Genomic DNA, 22795 nt, shown 5'->3' on the forward strand with positions numbered 1-22795 from the left:
GATAACCACTTTACTGGCGTCTGGTGCGGTATAGTCGGTGATCAGCACAAAGTCATCTGATTCCGGACTGGTATTACCCGCCTCATCGGTTGCGGTGGTGGTGATATGGTGCTCGCCTTCCGGCAGCGCTGTGGTTGGCGTGAACTGCCAGCCACCATTCTCATCCACAACAGTGGAGCCAATCAGCTCGCCGTTGTCATAAATATCAACACGGCTGCCCGGCTCTGCGGAACCTTTGAAGGTTGGGTTCGCGTCATCGGTGGTGCTGCCGCTGCTGAGATCGCCACGGCTGGAGCCCACGTCATCTGTCGCAAGGCCCACGACCGGTTTTTCCGGTGCCACAGTATCTACCGTGATATCGAAGGCTGGAGACGTAACGTCGTTACCCGCCGGGTCTTTGGACACTACGGTCAGGCTGTGATCGCCCTCAGCAAGATCCTGATCTGGCGTGAACGTCCAGTTGCCATCCGGATCGACAACGGTAGAGCCCAGAACGTCGTCACCATCTTTGATGGTCACGGTGCTGCCTGGCTTGCCTTTACCGCCCAGTTCCGGACGCGCATCATCGGTCACGTTGCCTGGCTTCAGGTTACCCACGATCGGCCCCTGATCGTCCACCACTTCACCTACGGTGACCTGGTTTGGATCCGGATCGACGGTGAAGGAGATGTCCGGAGACGGTTCACTGGTGTTGCCTGACGGATCGGTGACCGTGGTGGTGAGCTCATGGTCACCTTTATCCAGCGGTTTGTCCGGCGTATAGGACCACTTGCCTTCGTCATCAACGATAACGGAGCCAATCTTCTCGTCGTTGTCGTAGATATCGACCACGCTGCCCGGCTCGGCTTCGCCGCTCAGGGTTGGAGACTGGTCGTCGGTGGTGTCACCCTCGCCTACCGGTCCCTGTTTGTCGCCCACGTTATCATCAAGGATGATATTGTCCGCCGGAGCCGGTGCCGTGGTGTCGATAACAATCGGGAAGCTGCCGCTGGTGCGCGCGTTGCCTGCCGCGTCGGTCGCGGTGACGGTGAAGGTGTGCTTGCCGTCAGCCAGCGCGGTGTCCGGCGTGAACGTCCACTTGCCGTTGCTGTCCGCGGTGACGGAGCCAATCACTTTACCGTTGTCGAGAATAGACACGGTATCGCCCGGCGCAGCGCTGCCGCTCAGGGTTGGAGTGGTGTCGTTGGTGGATTCGCCTTTCTGCAGCGGACCAACGTGCGGCTCTGAGTTGTCCACCACGCTGTTGATGGACGGCTCGGTGCTGACCGGGATCAGAACGGTAATGTCGTAAGACGGTGCTTCACCCGCAACACGGTTGCCTACTGCGTCCTGAGTTTCGAGCGTCAGCTTATTCAGCCCTTCCACCAGCGGAGTATCCAGCGCCAGCGTCCAGTTGCCTTCGCTATCAACCACAGCTGAGCCCAGCAGGTGTTTGCCGTTTGCATCCGTGCTGTAGACGAATACGGTGCTGCCCGCTTCGCCGATACCGTTGATAACCGGCTTGCTGTCGTCGGTAACCTCGCCGCTGGCGATATTACCCTGACGGCCGCCGACGTCATCCATCACGGAGGTAATGTTCAGTACATCGCTGGTTGCCGCAGGTGGCGTATAGTCCGTCACCAGCACAAAATCATCAGACTCAGGGCTGGTGTTGCCCGCCTCATCCGTTGCGGTAGTGGTGATATGGTGCTCACCCTCTGGCAGCGGCGTGGTCGGCGTAAACTGCCATGCGCCTTTATCATCAGCAACCGTCGAACCGATATGCTCACCATTGTCGTAAATATCGACACGGCTGCCCGGCTCTGCGGAACCGTTGAAGGTTGGGTTTGCGTCGTCGGTGGTGCCGCCATTGCTCAGATCGCCGCGGATAGTGCCCACGTCATCCGTTGCAGATCCCAGCACTGGTTTTTCCGGTGCGGTCGCATCGACGGTGATATCGAAGGACGGTGAGGTCACCTCGTTACCCGCCGGATCTTTGGACACCACGGTCAGGCTGTGATCGCCGTCAGCCAGATCCTGATCTGGCGTGAACGTCCAGTTGCCATCTGGATCGACAACGGTGGAGCCCAGAACGTCGTCGCCATCTTTGATGGTCACGGTGCTGCCTGGCTTGCCTTTACCGCCCAGTTCCGGACGCACATCATCCGTCACGTTGCCTGGTTTCAGGTTACCCACGATCGGCCCCTGATCGTCCACCACTTCACCTACGGTGACCTGGTTTGGATCCGGATCGACGGTGAAGGAGATTCCCGGAGACGGTTCACTGGTGTTGCCTGACGGATCGGTGACCGTGGTGGTGAGTTCATGGTCACCTTTATCCAGCGGTTTGTCCGGCGTATAGGACCATTTGCCTTCGTCATCAACGATAACGGAGCCAATCTTCTCGTCGTTGTCGTAGATATCGACCACGCTGCCCGGCTCGGCTTCGCCGCTCAGGGTTGGAGACTGGTCGTCGGTGGTGTCGCCCTCGCCTACCGGTCCCTGTTTGTCGCCCACGTTATCATCAAGGATGATATTGTCCGCCGGAGCCGGTGCCGTGGTGTCGATAACAATCGGGAAGCTGCCGCTGGTGCGCGCGTTGCCTGCCGAGTCGGTCGCGGTAACGGTGAAGGTGTGCTTGCCGTCAGCCAGCGCGGTGTCCGGCGTGAACGTCCACTTGCCGTTGCTGTCCGCGGTGACGGAGCCAATCACTTTACCGTTGTCGAGAATAGACACGATGTCGCCCGGCGCAGCGCTGCCGCTCAGGGTCGGGGTGGTGTCGTTGGTGGATTCGCCTTTCTGCAGCGGACCAACGTGCGGCTCTGAGTTGTCCACCACGCTGTTGATGGACGGATTGGTGCTGACCGGGATCAGCAGATTGATGTCGTAAGACGGCGCATCGCCCGCAATGCGGTTACCCGCTGGATCCTGCGTCTCCAGGGTCAGCTTGTTCAAACCTTCCGTCAGTGGGGTTGATGGCGTCAGGCTCCAGGTACCATCGCTGCCCACAACCGCTGAACCAATCAGGTGTTTACCGGATGAGTCGGTGGTGTAGACGAATACGGTGTTGCCTGCTTCGCCAATACCGCTAATGAGCGGTTTGCTGTCATCGGTGATTTCACCGCTGGCAACGTTGCCCTGACGATCGCCCACGTCATCCGCTACGGCAGTAATTTTCAGAACATTTGCTGAAGCATCAGGCGCGGTAGTGTCAACTTCAAACTCCAGCGCTTCCGAGGGATCGCTGGTGTTGCCCGCCTTATCCGTTTGCGTAACGGTGATGCTGTGGTCGCCTTCGCCCAGCGGTTTCTCTGGTGTCAGCGTCCAGTTGCCTTCATCGTCAATGACGGTAGAGCCCAGAACCTCGTCACCATCATAAATGGTCACGGTATCGCCAGGTTCACCTTTACCGCTGAATACCGGACGCGTTTCGTCAGTGACGTCACCGCCCTTCAGCTGACCGGTAATCGGACCGGTATTATCCTCAGCATCAACCCTATCCGGTTTTGCTGGCGGCGTAGTGTCAACAATGATCTGAATAGGATCGGAAGGCTCGCCGACATTACCCAGCGGATCTTCCTCAATCACCTCAACATTGTGCTCACCCTCGCTGAGATCTTTCTCAGGCGTGTAAGTCCATTTCCCTTCGTCGTCGACGATAACCGAGCCGATCTCTTTATCGTTATCTTTGATAACGATGGTATTGCCCGGCGTGCCTTCACCACTGAAGGACGGCTTGCTGTCATCAGTCACGTCGCCTGGCTTAAGTGGACCCGTTACCGGACCCGTATTGTCATTAACTTCAGGCGTTTCTGCTTTCCCAGGAGGTTCGGTCAGAACAATGAATTCACGTTCATCTGAAGGCTTGCTGACGTTGCCCGCTTTATCCGTCTGGCTGACCGTAATGCTGTGGTTGCCGTCCGCCAGGTTTTCGGAAGGTTTGAAATACCAACGTCCATCGTCGTTGACCGTGGTTTCGCCGATCTTTTTACCGTTATCGTAAATAGTAATCGTCGCGCCCGCTTCACCGGTGCCGCTCATTTCCGGTTTTGGATCGTCGGTGTAGGTGTCGTCAAGAATTTCGCCGGTGACTTTACCCACCTTATCCATGATGTGTTCAATCGTTGGCGCATCTGGCGCAACGGTATCGACAACGATGGTGATCGGGTCAGAAGGTGGGCTTTTGTTTCCGTCAGGATCTTCAACCACAACGGAGAGGTCATGTTCGCCGTCGCTCAGCGGTTTGTCTGGCGTATAGCTCCACTCGCCTTCGTCATCGACGATGACAGACCCGATTTCCTTATCATTATCGATGATATGGATGGTATCGCCCGGATTTCCTTTCCCCGTCAAAGACGGTTTGGTGTCATCGGTCACGTCACCTGATTTCAGAGGGCCTTTGATTGAGCCTTCATCATCAATTGTCTGGCCAATGCTCGGCTTTTCAGGTGTAGCGTGCTTGTCGCCATCCTCGTCATCGAGTTCGGACAGCGCAAAAGCCGCCCCTACGCCCGCCGCCGCAAGCGCAAACCATCCCAGCATGCCGAACAGCATGTCGTTGTCGTCATCAGGGGCCGTCAGAATTGGGCCACCAGCACCTAACGGATCGCCGCCCAGGGCAACCGGAGACATGCTGCCATCCGCAATGAGATAGCCAGTATCGTAGCTTTCGCCTGACACGGGAATATAGGCATACAGAAGCCCATCTTCTGCCATACCCATCAGCGTTGGGTTATTTTTATCACCATCGAAGTAATCCTCAATGATGATGCTAGGCTGTGTGTCACCTTCCTGAATAATATGTAATGCTTTACCTACACGTTGAAGGGTAATATTTTCTGGTGCGAAGTCGTCATTGACGTTCTTCAGCAGATACTTATTGCCGGCGATCAGCTTTATCTTAACCGTCCGGCCTGCGTCCGCTGTCAACAACCGAGTTTTTCCGTCTCCGCTGTTCACTGCTAAAATGACTTTACTTTCCGTCATATAAAAGTCCTTGGTGAATTTCACTCGCTAAATTAAGGACATATAAGCACTTCTGTGATTACATCCTTTACTGCTTTGCACTTATGTCTTCCATACATAATTCATGTCTATTGGGTTCATTGACATGATGCTTAAAAATATCATGTCTGGTTTCTTTATATGCTTAGGAAAAAACCACACAGAAATATACGCAGCATTAGGAATAGTTAACACCGGACAGGGAATTAATGAGAGGGTATGAAATAATAAAAGGAGCGAGAATTAATCGTAATTAACTTACACCAAAATAAAACAGAAATAAAAGTAATATATTAAAAATATAAAGATATCTTATTAAATAAGAGAAAAAGTAAGGGACGTGGTATGTCGAACCACTGCGGAAGTGGCAAGGGTGGAGACAGAAGGGAAAATGCATCGGAATGCAGAAATGAAAAAGGCCCACGTTATAAATAACGTGGGCCTGAATAGTGGCGGAACGGACGGGACTCGAACCCGCGACCCCCTGCGTGACAGGCAGGTATTCTAACCGACTGAACTACCGCTCCACTGTTCCCGCTTGGGGAACGAGGCGCATATTACGGTTTGCCTCTGGACTCGTCAACGCTTTTTCTCACGTTTTGAATCGTTTGCTGCAAAATTCACCCAAACGGTGATTTAACAAACGTTTCGGCCTCTTTTCAGGCGCGCCACATGCAGCTTCCGCCCTTCTTCTGCACCAGATCGAGCCGGGATTCATGGTTAAGCAGCTCTTCATCGCTGGCTAACACAACCCGCAAACGACTCGCCTGACGCACAACGCGCTGAATGCCCCCTGCGTCGCGCGTCTGCTGGGACTCATTTTCCATACTGAATTTCATCGACGTCTGACCGCCGGTCATCGTCAGATAAACATCCGCCAGGATCTGGGCATCGAGCAATGCGCCGTGCAGCGTTCGCTTAGTGTTGTCTATTTCATAGCGCGAGCAGAGTGCATCGAGGCTGTTACGCTTGCCGGGAAACATCTTCCTCGCCAGCGCCAGGCTGTCCGTCACTTTACAGAACGTGTTGGTCTTCGGAATATCACGATTAAGCTTGCTGAATTCATAATCCATAAAGCCGATATCGAACGATGCGTTATGGATGACGAGTTCTGCACCTTTGATGTACTCAAGGAATTCATCCGCGACATCTGCAAAGGTCGGTTTATCCAGCAAGAACTCATCCGCAATACCGTGAACGCCGAACGCTTCCGGGTCCACCAGCCGGTCAGGTTTGAGGTAAACGTGAAAGTTGTTGCCCGTTAGACGACGGTTCACCACTTCAACAGCACCGATCTCGATGATCTTGTGCCCTTCATAGTGTGCGCCGATCTGGTTCATACCGGTGGTTTCGGTATCAAGAACAATCTGGCGAGTAATTGCAGTGCTCATAGCGGTCATTTATGTCAGACTTATCGTTTAACTGAACGTTTCGAATACAGGAAGTCTACCAGAGATGCGTAAACAGGTAGAAATTTTCACCGATGGATCTTGTCTCGGCAATCCGGGCCCGGGCGGTTATGGCGCGATTATGCGTTATCGCCAGCACGAAAAAACTTTTAGTGAAGGCTATTTTCTCACCACCAACAACCGCATGGAGTTGATGGCGGCCATTGTGGCGCTGGAAGCCTTAAAGGAACATTGCGACGTGGTGCTGAGCACCGACAGCCAGTACGTGCGCCAGGGCATCACCCAGTGGATCCATAACTGGAAAAAGCGCGGCTGGAAAACGGCAGATAAAAAGCCGGTCAAGAATGTCGACCTCTGGAAGCGTCTGGATGCGGCCTTAGGTCAGCACCAAATCAAGTGGGAATGGGTAAAAGGCCACGCAGGTCACCCTGAGAACGAACGCTGCGACGAACTGGCTCGTGCGGCTGCGTCCAATCCCGCGCATGAGGATGCGGGCTACCAGCCTGAATCCTGATCAGGGTTTTCGATACTGCCGCGTGGCGCCGACGGTCTGACGAATTTGCGTTTTCGATTTGCTTTGCTTCATCGGATTCAGCGTCAAAGGGATTGTTCGCTTACGCGCCACGATAAACTGCATACAGCCCAGAGCGGGCAAATGGGTACTTAGCACAACGCCCCCCTGCCGTGACCAGGGCAGTACCTGAAATCCCCCGTAGCCGAGCACCTCAAAGTTAAGCAGTGAAAGCCAGTCCAGCTGGCGCATCATCGTGAACATGCGGCTGTTATACGGCGGGGTGCGGCGTAAAACCGGGACGAGCTTGCGCAGCCCCATCAGGCTCAGTGGATTGAAACCGCTGAGTATTAGCCAGCCATCATCAATCAGCACACGGTCAGCTTCGCGCAGCAGGCGATGGGGATCGCTGCACCAGGGCAACGTATGCGCCAGCAGACAAGCATCAACGGATTTTTCGGCAAAAGGTAAATGCAGCGGGTCGGCTTTCACCTGAACAGGCAATCCCGCGAGCGAAACGTTGACCTGATGCGAGATAGCGCAGCTTTCGGTATTGATTTCCGCGCTGAGATTGCCAATCTTAAGCAGGTGAAAGCCATACATTTTCGCGAGCCACGGCTTAAGCTGCTGTTCTAACGCCTCGCGATAGTACTCACCCCAGGGCAGGTCAGCCCAACGTTCCGGTGCTGCGACAGTCTGAGGTATCCTTGCCGGTTTCATCAACACATCCGCCACGCAGTTAGAGGTAATGTATGAATCTTATCAGTATTCCAGCCTTTCAGGACAATTACATCTGGGTATTAGTCGATGACGATCGCAGATGTATCATTGTCGATCCGGGTGAATCCGCGCCGGTTTTGCAGGCAATCGAAGAAAATGGCTGGCGTCCCCAGGCCATCCTTCTTACTCATCACCATAACGATCACGTGGGCGGCGTTCCCGATCTTGTGGCGGCCTTCCCGCATCTTGTGGTGTATGGACCGGCTGAAACACAAGATAAGGGCACGACGCAAGTAGTCGAAGAAGGCGAAAATATCCTCATAGTGGGATACGAATTTTCCGTATTTGCTACGCCAGGTCACACATTTGGACATCTGTGTTTCTACAGAAAACCTTATGTATTTTGCGGTGACACACTCTTTTCAGGCGGCTGTGGAAGGCTATTCGAAGGGACGCCAGCCCAGATGTATCAGTCATTACAGAAGATTAACGCATTGCCCGACGATACCCTCATTTGTTGCGCACATGAATATACATTAGGAAATATGAAGTTTGCCGCGAGCATTTTGCCGGACGATCTGGCGATTTTAGATTATTACCAGAAAGTGAAGGAGTTACGTGCAAAAAACCAAAAAACACTACCCGTTATTCTGAAAAACGAGCGAGAAATAAATTTATTTTTACGAACTGATGATATTGATTTAATTAATAAAATTAACCAAGAAACAAAGTTGCAACAACCAGAGCAGCGTTTTGCATGGTTAAGGTCAAAGAAAGATAACTTCAGATAATTGCGGGTTGCCTTTTCAAAATTTCGCCGTTATCATCGCTCGTCTTTTAAGCAACTATTGACACACACATGAAGGCAAAAGCGATATTACTCGCCTCTGTCCTGCTTGTAGGTTGCCAGTCGCAAAATGGCAGCAACGTACAACAGCACGCACAGAGCCTTTCTGCAGCTGGTCAAGGGGAAGCAGGGAAGTTTACAAGTCAGGCGCGCTGGTTGGACGATGGGACAACTTTCGCGCAGGAACAAGACTTGTGGGCCTCTATTGGCGACGAGCTAAAGATGGGAATTCCGGAAAACAGCCGGATTCGCGAACAGAAGCAGAAGTATTTAAGAAATAAGAGCTATCTCCACGATGTAACGTTACGGGCAGAGCCGTATATGTACTGGATAGCCGGGCAAGTTAAGAAACGTAACATGCCTATGGAGCTGGTACTCCTACCCATAGTGGAGAGCGCTTTTGACCCACACGCAACGTCTGGCGCCAATGCCGCAGGCATTTGGCAGATCATTCCGAGCACTGGGCGCAATTATGGTTTGAAACAGACCCGCAGCTATGATGCGCGTCGTGATGTTGTCGCTTCAACGACAGCCGCTCTCGACATGATGGAACGTCTGAACAAGATGTTTGACGGTGACTGGTTGTTAACGGTCGCAGCGTATAACAGCGGCGAAGGTCGTGTACTGAAGGCAATGAAAGCGAACAGAGCGCGTGGTAAATCTACCGATTTCTGGTCGCTCTCACTGCCACAGGAAACCAAGGTTTACGTACCGAAGATGCTGGCCCTGAGCGATATTCTCAAGAACAGCAAGCGTTACGGTGTACAACTGCCAACACCAGACGAAAGTCGTGCACTGGCGCGCGTTCGCCTTAGCAGCCCGGTTGATATTCAACAGGTTGCCGATATGACGGGTATGTCGGTCAGTAAACTGAAAACCTTTAATGCAGGCGTTAAAGGCTCAACCCTGGGAGCAAATGGCCCACGGTATGTGATGGTTCCGCAGAAGCATGCTGAACAATTACGTGAGTCTCTGGCTTCTGGTGAGATTGCCGCCGTTCAGTCTACGCTGATCGCCGATACCTCTCCCGTTTCCAGCCGCAGCTATAAGGTGCGTTCAGGTGATACGCTTTCGGGCATTGCATCACGTCTTGGCGTGAATGCGAAAGATCTGCAGCAGTGGAATAACCTGCGCAGCTCCGGTCTGAAAGTGGGTCAAACTCTGACGGTGGGTGCGGGTAGCAGCGCACAGCGTCTTGCCAGGAACAGCGACAGTATTACCTATCGCGTTCGTAAGGGTGATTCGCTGTCCAGTATCGCAAAACGTCACGGCGTGAACATCAAAGATGTAATGCGCTGGAATAATGATACTGACAATCTGCAACCGGGTGACCAGCTAACGCTGTTTGTGAAAAACAGCGCGACGCCAGATTCCTGATGAGACATTCCTGAGATAAAAAGGCACCGATTCCCCTCGGTGCCTTTTTTGTTTTAACCCGCCTTTTGCGCTTCAGCCATAATGGTGTCGCTGGTGAACGAGCCATCTTCCTGCAGTTCAAAGTAAGCCTTCACTTCCGCAGATGCGCTTTCCTGATATATACGAATCGCCCGGCTCAGCGCTTCCGGCGTGCGCATACGTGCGATCCAGGCGTTATATTCCAGCGGCAAGCGGTCTGTTATCAGTGAGCGGGAAATCAACCCGGCCTCCGTTATCAGCGATAACCATTGACCGCTGGAGTAGTTCTGCACGTGAGAAGTGTCGCGCAGCGCTTCAACCGTTTGCAGCCAGATATCCCGCACCGGATGACCCGGAGACATGACGTCCATAATGATGAAGACGCCTCCCGGCTTCAATACGCGCTTCACTTCCCGTAAGGCCTGGCCGACATCATGCCAGTGGTGGGCGGAGTAGCGGCTAATGACCACATCAAACGACGCATCGTCGAAAGGCAACGATTCGGCGTAACCCTGGCGCGTAGCCACGTTGCTCAGCCCTTTGGCTTTTGCAGCTTCTGCGACCACCTCGAGCATCTGGCTGGATAAATCATACGCGGTCACCTGTGCCACCTGCTGTGCGGCCGTAAAGCTGGCATGCCCTGCTCCACACCCTAAATCCAGCACGTGTGCCTGTGGGAATGCCGCCAGACGCTCCCCGAGACGCACCAGATCGCGCCCAGACGCATGCACGGCGCTGCTCAGATAAGCACTTGCCTGAGAACCAAACTGTTTTTCTACGTTGTCATGATGGGTGTGTGTTGTTGTCATCGTACTGTCCTTTTGTTGGTTAAAAAGTAAAGGGCAGCACCCGCAGAGGCCTGCCCCACGGCAGACCTGACGCACCATTATTTATCAGGTTTGCCGGGACTGAATTCAACGAGTAGAGGATTGTGATCGGAAGCGCGCGTTACCAGAACGGAGGCATCATGCACATTCAAACCACGATAGAAGACAAAATCGAGAGGACGACCAAACGCTTTCTTGCGCTGATCGTCGCTAAAACGGACCTCACGCAGCGACATTTCGCGCGCAAAGCGGTACAACGCATTCATGCGCGGGCGGCTCCAGGCATTAAAGTCCCCGGCCATAATGATCGGCCCGCTGTGATGGGCTATCTGATCGCCAATTGGGAGTAACTGCTTACTGTACACATCCACCCCCAGGCTAAAGTTCACCGCATGGATGTTTACCACCATCAACAGGCGCGTATCCGGTAACGGATAGACCGTCACCAGCGCCGACTTGGCCAGGCGCAAAATCGGCTCACGTTCACGCAGCGGGCAGCAATAGACCGGATGCGCGGCTGACAGAGTCATCACCCCAGAGGGGTGCTGCGGTAAGACGAACGCAGGGACCTGATCGGCGGCAAGATAGTTAGTCGTTGCAAACCTGACCAACTCCGGCGTGGTTTGTGCCTCTTGCAAGAGAACCAGATGCGCATCTTTACCGAAATTCTTCAGTACGGACAACCACTCCGCGCGCTGCTGCTTGAAGATGTTCCAGACCAGTACCCGGATTTTTTCGTCACTGCTTAAGGGTGTACCGGCTGGCAATGCCTGGCTAAGGCTCGCAAACGACCCCGGAGGCAAGATCCTCTCCGCGGGCATTCCGGCAACATAACGCATGGCATAGGTATTTTTTCGCACTTTTGGAAACGGCCTCTATAACGTGAACCAGCCCGGAAAAACGGACTGGTTCTAATGTTATAGGGATTTTAGGTCACACTTTCAACGCAATTACTGAGAAACCGCTTTCCAGTTTTGTAAGCAAGCACTTACTGCTACTTACCCAAGCGCAACACGAGCCGGTTTATCAAGCCGTCCACTGAGGCCAATCAGCAGGAAAGCGACAAGTACAATGACCGCACCAATCCACGGCGTTTGGGTTAACCCGAAGTGTTCTACGGTTTGTCCGCCTACGATGGAACCGATCGCGATACCAATATTGAATGCGGCAATGTTCAGGCCCGATGCAACATCTACCGCATTTGGCGTATACAGTTCGGCCTTTTGCACCACGTACACCTGCAGACCCGGCACGTTACCAAAGGCGAAGATCCCCATAACCAGCACGGTGATCAGCGCGGCGTACTGAATCGATGCGGTGAACTGGAAAATCATCAGCAGAACAACCAACGCTGCGAAGATAAATTTAAGAGCCGGTACCGCACCATGCTTATCCGCAAGTTTGCCGCCCCAGATGTTACCAATCGCGACAGAAATACCGTAGCCCAGCAAAATCCAGCTTACCGCCGTTGGGGAGAAGCCCGCCAGATCCTGCATCATGGGTGCCAGGAAGGTGAAAGCAGTGAATACGCCACCATAGCCAAGAGCCGTAACTGCGTAAATGATCAGCAGACGCGGATGCGTGAGCACCTTCAACTGATCGCTCAGGCTTGCGCTCGCCCGGCCAGGGATATTGGATGGCACCAACAGCATACTGGCGACCAGGGCAATCACGCCCAGCAGTGATACGGCCAGGAAAGTTTCACGCCAGCCAAAATGTTGACCAATAAAGGTACCTAACGGCACCCCAGTGACCAACGCAACGGTTAACCCACCAAACATGATGGCGATAGCGGATGCGGCTTTCTCTTTAGGCACCAGGCTGGTTGCAATGGTTGAACCGATGGAGAAGAACACGCCATGCGCGAGGCCGGTCAGAAGGCGGGCAATCACCAGCGTGGTGTAGTCCGGCGCCTGCCAGGCCAGCAGGTTGCCCGCGGTGAAGAGCACCATCAGGGCAACTAATAGCTGTTTACGCGGGAAACGCCCTGTCAGCGCGGTCAGTACAGGTGCACCAACAGCAACACCCAACGCATAGATTGACACCAGCAAGCCCGCAGAAGGGAGCGAGATGGCAAGTTGATTAGCGATGGTAGGAACCAATCCGACAATAACGAACTCGGTCGTGCCTATCGCAAAGGCACTGATCGTGAGGGCAAGTAGCGCCAGTGGCATAAAATACTCCGTCTTTACAGGATTAAGATGACAGGAAGTATGCGCCAGTGCTTAAATAACAAAAATGGTCAGAATATCAATTGAATTTTGCAGGTGGTGCAACAATGAAAGCAACCTCGGAAGAGCTAACAATCTTTGTCGCCGTCGTCGAGAGCGGTAGCTTTAGCCGCGCAGCGGAACAGCTGGGTCAGGCAAATTCCGCGATCAGTCGCTCGGTGAAAAAGCTGGAGATGAAGCTTGGGGTGAGTTTGCTCAACCGAACAACACGACAGCTGAGCCTGACGGAAGAAGGTGAGCGTTATTTCCGCCGCGTGCAGTCCGTCCTGCAGGAGATGGCCGCAGCGGAGACAGAGATTATGGAATCGCGCAGCACACCGCGTGGATTGCTGCGTATCGATGCGGCAACACCTGTGGTTTTGCATTTTCTGATGCCGCTAATCAAGCCCTTCCGCGAACGTTATCCAGAGATGACGTTATCGCTGGTGTCCTCCGAAACCTTTATCAATCTTATTGAACGCAAAGTTGATGTCGCGATCCGGGCGGGAACCCTGACTGATTCAAGCTTACGTGCTCGCCCCCTCTTTACCAGCTACCGTAAAATCATCGCGTCGCCGCAGTATATTGCTGAGCATGGAAAGCCCGAAACGGTAGAAGAGCTGGCGCAACACCTGTGTCTGGGCTTTACGGAACCGGTGTCGCTAAATACCTGGCCTGTCGCCTGTCATGATGGTCAGCTTCATGAAATTACCTGCGGATTATCCTCAAACAGTGGGGAAACGCTAAAACAGCTGTGCCTTACCGGAAATGGTATCGCCTGTTTGTCTGATTACATGATTGATAAAGAGATCGCACGCGGAGAGCTTGTGGAGCTGATGGCAGATAAACGTCTGCCGGTAGAGATGCCTTTTAGCGCGGTTTATTACAGCGACAGAGCCGTCAGTACACGTATTCGTGCCTTTATCGACTTCCTGAGCGAACATATAAAAACAGCTCCCGAAGGAGCTGTGCGAGGGTTTTAGAATACAGAGGGTTGGGTCAATATTAATCCCAGTTCGGCGCTAACCCTTCCGGGCTCACCAGACGATCGTTGCAATCCAGTGCCGCGATCGCTTTTTTATCATCTTCGTCCAGCTGGAGATCCAGTGCTAACAGGTTGCTTGCCAGGTTTTCACGCTTGGTTGAGGACGGGATCACGGCATAACCTTCACCCATTGCCCATGCCAGGATCACCTGGGCCGCTGTCGCGTTGTGTTTCTCCGCGATACGGGTAATCACCTCATCTTTCAGCGCTTTACCGTAGGCCAGCGTCATGTAAGAAGTAATATGGATACCGTGCTGTTTTGCCCAGTCCACTACTTTGCGGTTTTGCAGGTATGGGGACAGTTCAATTTGGTTGGTCGCAATATTTTCTGCGCCAACAGCAGCAATCGCTTTTTCCATCAGCGGGATAGTAAAGTTGGAGATACCAATTTCACGCGTTAAGCCCTGCTTTTTCGCTTCCAGCAGCGCCTGCATGAATTCTTCCACCGGGACGGCATCATTCGGTGATGGCCAGTGAACCAGCGTCAGGTCCACATAGTCAGTACGCAGTTTTTTCAGGCTCTCTTTCAGACTTGGGATCAGCTTATCTTTACTGAGATTCTCAATCCAGATCTTGGTGGTGATGAAAAGGTCGCTGCGCGGTACGCCGCTCTCTTCAAGTGCCTGGCCAACAGCCGCTTCGTTTTCATAAATCTGCGCCGTATCAACGGTGCGATAGCCAAGTTCAAGTGCAGTTTTTACAGATGCAATTACAACGTCGTCTTTCAGGCGGAAAGTGCCCAGACCAAATGCAGGGATAGTCATGTTATTCCTCGTTAATCATTATGTTCGTAAACTGAGGAAGATTATGGCGGGTAGTGTTATGAAGAAAAAGAGCGCAGAAAGCAGAGGATTTTTGCTAATTTCGCAATAATTAAACGGCAGATAAGAAAAAAGCCCTGAGCGTTAGCTCAGGGCTTTTAATAAGTGGCGGAACGGACGGGACTCGAACCCGCGACCCCCTGCGTGACAGGCAGGTATTCTAACCGACTGAACTACCGCTCCACCGAAGACTGCTTGTAACCACCGGATTAATGCACCGGCTTACTACTTAATTTGATGCCTGGCAGTTCCCTACTCTCACATGGGGAGACCCCACACTACCATCGGCGCTACGGCGTTTCACTTCTGAGTTCGGCATGGGGTCAGGTGGGACCACCGCGCTAAAGCCGCCAGGCAAATTCTGTTAAATCTGTATCAGGCTGAAAATATCGTGTCTGTCTCTTCGCCAAAACACCTTCGGCGTTGTAAGGTTAAGCCTCACGGTTCATTAGTATCGGTTAGCTCAACGCATCGCTGCGCTTACACACCCGACCTATCAACGTCGTAGTCTTCAACGTTCCTTCAGGACCCTTAAAGGGTCAGGGAGAACTCATCTCGGGGCAAGTTTCGTGCTTAGATGCTTTCAGCACTTATCTCTTCCGCATTTAGCTACCGGGCAATGCCATTGGCATGACAACCCGAACACCAGTGATGCGTCCACTCCGGTCCTCTCGTACTAGGAGCAGCCCCCCTCAATTCTCCAGCGCCCACGGCAGATAGGGACCGAACTGTCTCACGACGTTCTAAACCCAGCTCGCGTACCACTTTAAATGGCGAACAGCCATACCCTTGGGACCTACTTCAGCCCCAGGATGTGATGAGCCGACATCGAGGTGCCAAACACCGCCGTCGATATGAACTCTTGGGCGGTATCAGCCTGTTATCCCCGGAGTACCTTTTATCCGTTGAGCGATGGCCCTTCCATTCAGAACCACCGGATCACTATGACCTGCTTTCGCACCTGCTCGAGCCGTCACTCTCGCAGTCAAGCTAGCTTATGCCATTGCACTAACCTCCTGATGTCCGACCAGGATTAGCTAACCTTCGTGCTCCTCCGTTACTCTTTGGGAGGAGACCGCCCCAGTCAAACTACCCACCAGACACTGTCCGCAACCCGGATTACGGGTCTACGTTAGAACACCAGCCATTAAAGGGTGGTATTTCAAGGGCGGCTCCACGCAGACTGGCGTCCACGCTTCAAAGCCTCCCACCTATCCTACACATCAAGGACCAGTGTTCAGTGTCAAGCTATAGTAAAGGTTCACGGGGTCTTTCCGTCTTGCCGCGGGTACACTGCATCTTCACAGCGAGTTCAATTTCACTGAGTCTCGGGTGGAGACAGCCTGGCCATCATTACGCCATTCGTGCAGGTCGGAACTTACCCGACAAGGAATTTCGCTACCTTAGGACCGTTATAGTTACGGCCGCCGTTTACCGGGGCTTCGATCAAGAGCTTCGCGTTGCCGCTAACCCCATCAATTAACCTTCCGGCACCGGGCAGGCGTCACACCGTATACGTCCACTTTCGTGTTTGCACAGTGCTGTGTTTTTAATAAACAGTTGCAGCCAGCTGGTATCTTCGACTGATTTCAGCTCCACCCGCAGGGGCTTCACCTACACATCAGCGTGCCTTCTCCCGAAGTTACGGCACCATTTTGCCTAGTTCCTTCACCCGAGTTCTCTCAAGCGCCTTGGTATTCTCTACCTGACCACCTGTGTCGGTTTGGGGTACGATTTGATGTTACCTGATGCTTAGAGGCTTTTCCTGGAAGCAGGGCATTTGTTACTTCAGCACCGTAGTGCCTCGTCATCACACCTCAGCGTTAAAAGAGTTCCGGATTTACCTAAAACTCCCGCCTACATGCTTAAACCGGGACAACCGTCGCCCGGCTAACATAGCCTTCTCCGTCCCCCCTTCGCAGTAACACCAAGTACAGGAATATTAACCTGTTTCCCATCGACTACGCCTTTCGGCCTCGCCTTAGGGGTCGACTCACCCTGCCCCGATTAACGTTGGACAGGAACCCTTGGTCTTCCGGCGTGCGGGCTTTTCACCCGCATTATCGTTACTTATGTCAGCATTCGCACTTCTGATACCTCCAGCAACCCTCACAGGCCACCTTCAACGGCTTACAGAACGCTCCCCTACCCAACAACGCATAAGCGTCGCTGCCGCAGCTTCGGTGCATGGTTTAGCCCCGTTACATCTTCCGCGCAGGCCGACTCGACCAGTGAGCTATTACGCTTTCTTTAAATGATGGCTGCTTCTAAGCCAACATCCTGGCTGTCTGTGCCTTCCCACATCGTTTCCCACTTAACCATGACTTTGGGACCTTAGCTGGCGGTCTGGGTTGTTTCCCTCTTCACGACGGACGTTAGCACCCGCCGTGTGTCTCCCGTGATAACATTCTTCGGTATTCGTAGTTTGCATCGGGTTGGTAAGCCGGGATGGCCCCCTAGCCGAAACAGTGCTCTACCCCCGAAGATGAGTTCACGAGGCGCTACCTAAATAGCTTTCGGGGAGAACCAGCTATCTCCCGGTTTGATTGGCCTTTCACCCCCAGCCACAAGTCATCCGCTAATTTTTCAACATTAGTCGGTTCGGTCCTCCAGTTAGTGTTACCCAACCTTCAACCTGCCCATGGCTAGATCACCGGGTTTCGGGTCTATACCCTGCAACTTAACGCCCAGTTAAGACTCGGTTTCCCTTCGGCTCCCCTATACGGTTAACCTTGCTACAGAATATAAGTCGCTGACCCATTATACAAAAGGTACGCAGTCACCTAACAAGTAGGCTCCCACTGCTTGTACGTACACGGTTTCAGGTTCTTTTTCACTCCCCTCGCCGGGGTTCTTTTCGCCTTTCCCTCACGGTACTGGTTCACTATCGGTCAGTCAGGAGTATTTAGCCTTGGAGGATGGTCCCCCCATATTCAGACAGGATACCACGTGTCCCGCCCTACTCTTCGAGTTCACAGCAAGTGTGCTTTCGTGTACGGGACTATCACCCTGTACCGTGCGACTTTCCAGACGCTTCCACTAACACACAAGCTGATTCAGACTCTGGGCTGCTCCCCGTTCGCTCGCCGCTACTGGGGGAATCTCGGTTGATTTCTTTTCCTCGGGGTACTTAGATGTTTCAGTTCCCCCGGTTCGCCTCGTTAACCTATGTATTCAGTTAACGATAGTGTGTCGGAACACACTGGGTTTCCCCATTCGGACATCGCCGGGTCAAAGGTTCATATCACCTCGCCGGCGCTTTTCGCAGATTAGCACGTCCTTCATCGCCTCTGACTGCCAGGGCATCCACCGTGTACGCTTAGTCGCTTAACCTCACAACCCGAAGATGTTTCTTTCGATTCATCATCAAATTGCGAAAATTTGAGAGACTCGAACACACATAACATGTGTGTCGTTTCAATTTTCAGCTTGATCCAGATTTTTAAAGAGCAAATATCTCAAACGTCACCCGAAGATGAGTTTTGAGATATTAAGGCAGGTGACTTTCACTCACGAACCAGCAAGTGGCGTCCCCTAGGGGATTCGAACCCCTGTTACCGCCGTGAAAGGGCGGTGTCCTGGGCCTCTAGACGAAGGGGACACTGAAGTCTCAATCGCAAGACGCCTTGCTATTTACTTTTCATCAGACAATCTGTGTGGACACTACAAAGGCAGGTTCTTTAAGGTAAGGAGGTGATCCAACCGCAGGTTCCCCTACGGTTACCTTGTTACGACTTCACCCCAGTCATGAATCACAAAGTGGTAAGCGCCCTCCCGAAGGTTAAGCTACCTACTTCTTTTGCAACCCACTCCCATGGTGTGACGGGCGGTGTGTACAAGGCCCGGGAACGTATTCACCGTAGCATTCTGATCTACGATTACTAGCGATTCCGACTTCATGGAGTCGAGTTGCAGACTCCAATCCGGACTACGACGCACTTTATGAGGTCCGCTTGCTCTCGCGAGGTCGCTTCTCTTTGTATGCGCCATTGTAGCACGTGTGTAGCCCTACTCGTAAGGGCCATGATGACTTGACGTCATCCCCACCTTCCTCCAGTTTATCACTGGCAGTCTCCTTTGAGTTCCCGGCCGAACCGCTGGCAACAAAGGATAAGGGTTGCGCTCGTTGCGGGACTTAACCCAACATTTCACAACACGAGCTGACGACAGCCATGCAGCACCTGTCTCAGAGTTCCCGAAGGCACCAAAGCATCTCTGCTAAGTTCTCTGGATGTCAAGAGTAGGTAAGGTTCTTCGCGTTGCATCGAATTAAACCACATGCTCCACCGCTTGTGCGGGCCCCCGTCAATTCATTTGAGTTTTAACCTTGCGGCCGTACTCCCCAGGCGGTCGACTTAACGCGTTAGCTCCGGAAGCCACGCCTCAAGGGCACAACCTCCAAGTCGACATCGTTTACGGCGTGGACTACCAGGGTATCTAATCCTGTTTGCTCCCCACGCTTTCGCACCTGAGCGTCAGTCTTTGTCCAGGGGGCCGCCTTCGCCACCGGTATTCCTCCAGATCTCTACGCATTTCACCGCTACACCTGGAATTCTACCCCCCTCTACAAGACTCTAGCCTGCCAGTTTCGAATGCAGTTCCCAGGTTGAGCCCGGGGATTTCACATCCGACTTGACAGACCGCCTGCGTGCGCTTTACGCCCAGTAATTCCGATTAACGCTTGCACCCTCCGTATTACCGCGGCTGCTGGCACGGAGTTAGCCGGTGCTTCTTCTGCGGGTAACGTCAATTGCTGAGGTTATTAACCTCAACACCTTCCTCCCCGCTGAAAGTACTTTACAACCCGAAGGCCTTCTTCATACACGCGGCATGGCTGCATCAGGCTTGCGCCCATTGTGCAATATTCCCCACTGCTGCCTCCCGTAGGAGTCTGGACCGTGTCTCAGTTCCAGTGTGGCTGGTCATCCTCTCAGACCAGCTAGGGATCGTCGCCTAGGTGAGCCGTTACCCCACCTACTAGCTAATCCCATCTGGGCACATCTGATGGCAAGAGGCCCGAAGGTCCCCCTCTTTGGTCTTGCGACGTTATGCGGTATTAGCTACCGTTTCCAGTAGTTATCCCCCTCCATCAGGCAGTTTCCCAGACATTACTCACCCGTCCGCCGCTCGTCACCCGAGAGCAAGCTCTCTGTGCTACCGCTCGACTTGCATGTGTTAGGCCTGCCGCCAGCGTTCAATCTGAGCCATGATCAAACTCTTCAATTTAAGTTTGATGCTCGTGAATTAAACTTCGTAATGAATTACGTATGTTCACTCAGAGACTTGGTATTCATTTATTGTCCGAAGACATTAAGAATCCATGTCACTTTGAGTGCCCACACAGATTGTCTGATAAATTGTTAAAGAGCAGTGCAACGCGGCTTTCGCTCACCGTTGCGAGGTGGCGTATATTACGCTTTCCTCTTTCAGAGTCAACCCGTTATTTCAGGATTTTTTCTCTTCAACCGACCCGGTTGTTTGTGAAGTGATTCACATGTTCCGTGTCGATGGAGGCGCATTATAGGGAGCCGCCGAGGAATGACAAGCGGAAATATGCATTTTTATTTCGACCGCTCACCTTTTCACCAAAAAGGCTATTTTTGGTGCTTTTTAATCTCTTCAGGCAGGTCTGCCAGACTATTAATTACCCAATCTGCCGCATTCTCTGCTTCTGGCGTCACTGGCTTACCGGTGCGAACTAATATTTTGGTCCCAACACCCGCAGCAGCAGCTGCCTGCATATCTTCCAGTTTATCGCCCACCATATAAGAGGCAGCCATATCAATGTGCAGAAATTCCTGCGCAGAGATGAACATCCCCGGATGCGGTTTACGGCAATCACAGGTCTGGCGATACTCTTCTACCGTTCCCTGCGGGTGATGTGGACAATAATAGATGCCGTCGAGATCCACACCGCGATCGGCCAGCGACCAGTCCATCCATTCCGTCAGCGTCTCGAACTGCGCTTCGGTGAATTTACCGCGTGCAATACCGGACTGGTTAGTCACAACCACCAGCGCATAACCCCTCTCTTTCAGCTGGCGCATGGCATCTATTGCGCCCTCGATAAACTCGAACTCATCAATCTCGTGGACGTAACCATGATCCACATTAATAGTGCCATCACGATCGAGAAAAATTGCGGGTACTGATTTTGCCACCGGTTTGCTCCTGAAAAAGGCATGTTTCGCTAGTATCTCATGAATCGCAGCGCAATAAAGTGCTCATCGCACAGAGTTGGATTGATTTAGACGTCTGGATGCCTTAACATCCGTTTTGTTTACGGTCATCACCCGTATCTGGCAGAACAAAATGCCACGGCTAACTTACATATGATAAAAATAATCTAATGATTAAACTTTCCAATATCACCAAAGTGTTCCAGCAGGGGAACCGAACCATTCAGGCGTTGAACAATGTCAGCCTGCATGTTCCTGCTGGTCAAATTTATGGCGTCATTGGCGCATCGGGTGCAGGTAAAAGTACGCTGATCCGTTGTGTTAACCTGCTTGAGCGTCCAACCCAGGGCAGCGTTGAAGTTGGCGGGCAAGAACTTACCGCCCTCTCAGAGAAAGAACTCACTAAAGCACGCCGCCAGATTGGCATGATCTTCCAGCACTTCAACCTGCTGGCTTCCCGTACCGTTTTCGGTAACGTCGCATTACCGCTGGAGCTGGACAACACGCCTAAAGAAGAAGTGAAGCGTCGCGTCACCGAACTGCTCGACCTCGTGGGTCTGGGCGATAAACATGATAGCTACCCGGCGAACCTGTCCGGTGGGCAGAAACAGCGTGTGGCCATTGCCCGCGCGCTGGCAAGTAATCCTAAGGTGCTGCTGTGCGATGAAGCGACCAGCGCGCTGGACCCGGCGACCACTCGTTCGATTCTGGAACTGCTGAAAGATATTAATCGTCGCCTGGGCCTGACGATCCTCCTTATTACGCACGAAATGGATGTGGTGAAACGCATCTGTGACTGCGTGGCGGTCATCAGTAACGGTGAACTGATCGAGCAGGACACGGTAAGTGAAGTGTTCTCGCATCCGAAAACTCCGCTGGCGCAGCAGTTTATTCAGTCCACGCTGCATCTGGATATTCCGGAAGATTATCTGGAACGTCTGAAAACAGAAGCAACGGCAGACAGCGTCCCAATGCTGCGTATGGAATTCACCGGTCAGTCCGTTGACGCTCCACTGCTTTCCGAAACTGCACGTCGCTTTAACGTGAACAACAACATCATTAGCGCGCAGATGGATTACGCTGGTGGCGTGAAGTTCGGCATAATGCTGACGGAAATGCACGGGACTCAAGAAGAAACCCAGGCAGCGATTGCCTGGCTGCAAGAACACCATGTAAAAGTAGAGGTACTGGGTTATGTCTGAGCCGATGATGTGGCTGCTGGTTCGCGGCGTTTGGGAAACGCTGGCAATGACCTTTGTATCGGGCTTCTTTGGTTTTGTTATTGGTCTGCCGGTCGGCGTCCTGCTGTACGTGACGCGTCCGGGTCAAATCATTGAGAACGCGAAGCTGTATCGCACCCTCTCTGCGCTGGTGAATATCTTCCGTTCCATCCCGTTCATTATCCTGCTGGTATGGATGATTCCGTTTACCCGCGTGATCGTCGGGACGTCTATTGGTCTGCAGGCGGCCATCGTTCCGCTAACCGTAGGTGCAGCGCCGTTTATCGCCCGTATGGTGGAAAACGCCCTGCTGGAGATCCCAACCGGTTTGATCGAAGCCTCCCGCGCAATGGGTGCTACACCGATGCAGATCGTACGCAAAGTGCTGCTGCCTGAAGCGTTGCCTGGCCTGGTGAACGCAGCGACCATTACGCTTATTACGCTGGTCGGCTATTCCGCGATGGGTGGCGCAGTGGGCGCTGGCGGTTTAGGTCAGATCGGCTATCAATATGGCTATATTGGTTATAACGCTACCGTAATGAATACCGTTCTGGTATTGCTGGTTGTGCTGGTTTACTTAATCCAATTCTCTGGCGATCGCATCGTCCGGGCTGTTACTCACAAATAA

General features: G+C 52.9%; 14 protein-coding genes, 3 tRNA genes and 3 rRNA genes. 6 read left to right on the forward strand and 14 right to left on the reverse strand.

Translation table 11 applies throughout. From position 1 onward, the window contains the following. The 3 genes from HV355_RS17480 to dnaQ form a co-directional block, all read right to left on the reverse strand. The coding region (locus HV355_RS17480) for an Ig-like domain-containing protein (RefSeq protein ID WP_182402844.1) at positions 1-4965 on the reverse strand (4965 nt) is incomplete at its 3' end. A gap of 468 nt (positions 4966-5433) precedes the next feature. Beyond that, a tRNA-Asp gene (locus HV355_RS17485) sits at positions 5434-5510 on the reverse strand. 132 nt (positions 5511-5642) lie between these two features. Further along, entirely contained in the window at positions 5643-6374 is a 732-nt protein-coding gene (gene dnaQ, locus HV355_RS17490) for a DNA polymerase III subunit epsilon (protein ID WP_172411142.1), read from the reverse strand. A 64-nt stretch (positions 6375-6438) separates the two neighbouring features. Between dnaQ and rnhA the strand changes: the two genes are divergently transcribed. Beyond that, positions 6439-6906, forward strand: coding sequence for a ribonuclease HI (rnhA, locus tag HV355_RS17495; protein ID WP_010426635.1), 468 nt, complete (start codon positions 6439-6441; stop codon positions 6904-6906). On the opposite strand, the gene HV355_RS17500 is transcribed toward rnhA, so the two are convergent. Then, positions 6907-7623, reverse strand: a complete 717-nt coding sequence (locus HV355_RS17500; RefSeq protein ID WP_010426636.1) for a class I SAM-dependent methyltransferase — start codon at positions 7621-7623, stop codon at positions 6907-6909. Between the two features lie 32 nt (positions 7624-7655). On the opposite strand from HV355_RS17500, the gene gloB reads away from it, so the two are divergent. Next, positions 7656-8414 (forward strand): hydroxyacylglutathione hydrolase, encoded by a 759-nt coding sequence (gene gloB, locus HV355_RS17505; RefSeq protein ID WP_182402845.1) that lies wholly within the window; start codon positions 7656-7658, stop codon positions 8412-8414. A gap of 68 nt (positions 8415-8482) precedes the next feature. After that, on the forward strand, positions 8483-9847 hold the full coding sequence (gene mltD, locus HV355_RS17510; RefSeq protein WP_089600679.1) for a murein transglycosylase D: 1365 nt from the start codon (positions 8483-8485) through the stop codon (positions 9845-9847). A gap of 53 nt (positions 9848-9900) precedes the next feature. Here mltD and HV355_RS17515 read toward each other — a convergent pair whose 3' ends face one another. The 3 genes from HV355_RS17515 to HV355_RS17525 form a co-directional block, all read right to left on the reverse strand. Further along, positions 9901-10674, reverse strand: a complete 774-nt coding sequence (locus HV355_RS17515) for a class I SAM-dependent methyltransferase (RefSeq protein ID WP_182402847.1) — start codon at positions 10672-10674, stop codon at positions 9901-9903. A gap of 77 nt (positions 10675-10751) precedes the next feature. After that, the gene (locus HV355_RS17520) at positions 10752-11552 is read right to left on the reverse strand and encodes an endonuclease/exonuclease/phosphatase family protein (RefSeq protein ID WP_042717509.1); all 801 of its coding nucleotides are present in this window, start codon (positions 11550-11552) and stop codon (positions 10752-10754) included. A 138-nt stretch (positions 11553-11690) separates the two neighbouring features. Next, positions 11691-12866, reverse strand: coding sequence for an MFS transporter (locus tag HV355_RS17525; RefSeq protein ID WP_089600675.1), 1176 nt, complete (start codon positions 12864-12866; stop codon positions 11691-11693). Positions 12867-12970: 104 nt separating this feature from the next. Between HV355_RS17525 and yafC the strand changes: the two genes are divergently transcribed. Further along, the gene (gene yafC / locus HV355_RS17530) at positions 12971-13885 is read left to right on the forward strand and encodes a DNA-binding transcriptional regulator YafC (RefSeq protein WP_182402849.1); all 915 of its coding nucleotides are present in this window, start codon (positions 12971-12973) and stop codon (positions 13883-13885) included. Between the two features lie 22 nt (positions 13886-13907). Here yafC and dkgB read toward each other — a convergent pair whose 3' ends face one another. The 7 genes from dkgB to gmhB form a co-directional block, all read right to left on the reverse strand. Beyond that, a complete protein-coding gene (gene dkgB / locus HV355_RS17535; RefSeq protein WP_126817863.1) occupies positions 13908-14711 on the reverse strand; it encodes a 2,5-didehydrogluconate reductase DkgB in 804 nt (267 codons plus the stop codon). Positions 14712-14874: 163 nt separating this feature from the next. After that, positions 14875-14951, reverse strand: a tRNA-Asp gene (locus tag HV355_RS17540). A 56-nt stretch (positions 14952-15007) separates the two neighbouring features. Further along, positions 15008-15123 (reverse strand): 5S ribosomal RNA (gene rrf / locus HV355_RS17545). Positions 15124-15195: 72 nt separating this feature from the next. After that, positions 15196-18101, reverse strand: a 23S ribosomal RNA gene (locus HV355_RS17550). Positions 18102-18293: 192 nt separating this feature from the next. Then, positions 18294-18369 (reverse strand) — tRNA-Glu (locus tag HV355_RS17555). A gap of 85 nt (positions 18370-18454) precedes the next feature. Then, positions 18455-19994 (reverse strand): 16S ribosomal RNA (locus HV355_RS17560). Together the 16S, 23S and 5S rRNA genes with 2 tRNA genes alongside form the textbook arrangement of a ribosomal RNA operon. 368 nt (positions 19995-20362) lie before the next feature. Next, entirely contained in the window at positions 20363-20929 is a 567-nt protein-coding gene (gmhB, locus tag HV355_RS17565) for a D-glycero-beta-D-manno-heptose 1,7-bisphosphate 7-phosphatase (RefSeq protein ID WP_042713778.1), read from the reverse strand. A gap of 188 nt (positions 20930-21117) precedes the next feature. Here gmhB and metN point away from each other — a divergent pair, with 188 nt between their 5' ends. Further along, positions 21118-22149: a methionine ABC transporter ATP-binding protein MetN gene (gene metN, locus HV355_RS17570; RefSeq protein WP_028015600.1), complete on the forward strand. Its 1032-nt coding sequence runs from the start codon at positions 21118-21120 to the stop codon at positions 22147-22149. Further along, a complete protein-coding gene (locus tag HV355_RS17575) occupies positions 22142-22795 on the forward strand; it encodes a methionine ABC transporter permease MetI (protein WP_003856130.1) in 654 nt (217 codons plus the stop codon). The genes metN and HV355_RS17575 overlap by 8 nt, the downstream gene beginning before the upstream one ends.

The sequence above is a fragment of the Enterobacter sp. RHBSTW-01064 genome, assembly GCF_014103035.1.
Taxonomy (GTDB): Bacteria; Pseudomonadota; Gammaproteobacteria; order Enterobacterales; family Enterobacteriaceae; genus Enterobacter; species Enterobacter mori.

Excerpts from the sequence above, each read along its gene's own strand:
- dnaQ (WP_172411142.1), bottom strand. The coding sequence starts at position 6,374 with ATGAGCACTGCAATTACTCGCCAGATTGTTCTTGATACCGAAACCACC.
- rnhA (WP_010426635.1), top strand. The coding sequence starts at position 6,439 with ATGCGTAAACAGGTAGAAATTTTCACCGATGGATCTTGTCTCGGCAAT.
- HV355_RS17500 (WP_010426636.1), bottom strand. The coding sequence starts at position 7,623 with ATGAAACCGGCAAGGATACCTCAGACTGTCGCAGCACCGGAACGTTGG.
- gloB (WP_182402845.1), top strand. The coding sequence starts at position 7,656 with ATGAATCTTATCAGTATTCCAGCCTTTCAGGACAATTACATCTGGGTA.
- mltD (WP_089600679.1), top strand. The coding sequence starts at position 8,483 with ATGAAGGCAAAAGCGATATTACTCGCCTCTGTCCTGCTTGTAGGTTGC.
- HV355_RS17515 (WP_182402847.1), bottom strand. The coding sequence starts at position 10,674 with ATGACAACAACACACACCCATCATGACAACGTAGAAAAACAGTTTGGT.
- HV355_RS17525 (WP_089600675.1), bottom strand. The coding sequence starts at position 12,866 with ATGCCACTGGCGCTACTTGCCCTCACGATCAGTGCCTTTGCGATAGGC.
- yafC (WP_182402849.1), top strand. The coding sequence starts at position 12,971 with ATGAAAGCAACCTCGGAAGAGCTAACAATCTTTGTCGCCGTCGTCGAG.
- dkgB (WP_126817863.1), bottom strand. The coding sequence starts at position 14,711 with ATGACTATCCCTGCATTTGGTCTGGGCACTTTCCGCCTGAAAGACGAC.
- metN (WP_028015600.1), top strand. The coding sequence starts at position 21,118 with ATGATTAAACTTTCCAATATCACCAAAGTGTTCCAGCAGGGGAACCGA.
- HV355_RS17575 (WP_003856130.1), top strand. The coding sequence starts at position 22,142 with ATGTCTGAGCCGATGATGTGGCTGCTGGTTCGCGGCGTTTGGGAAACG.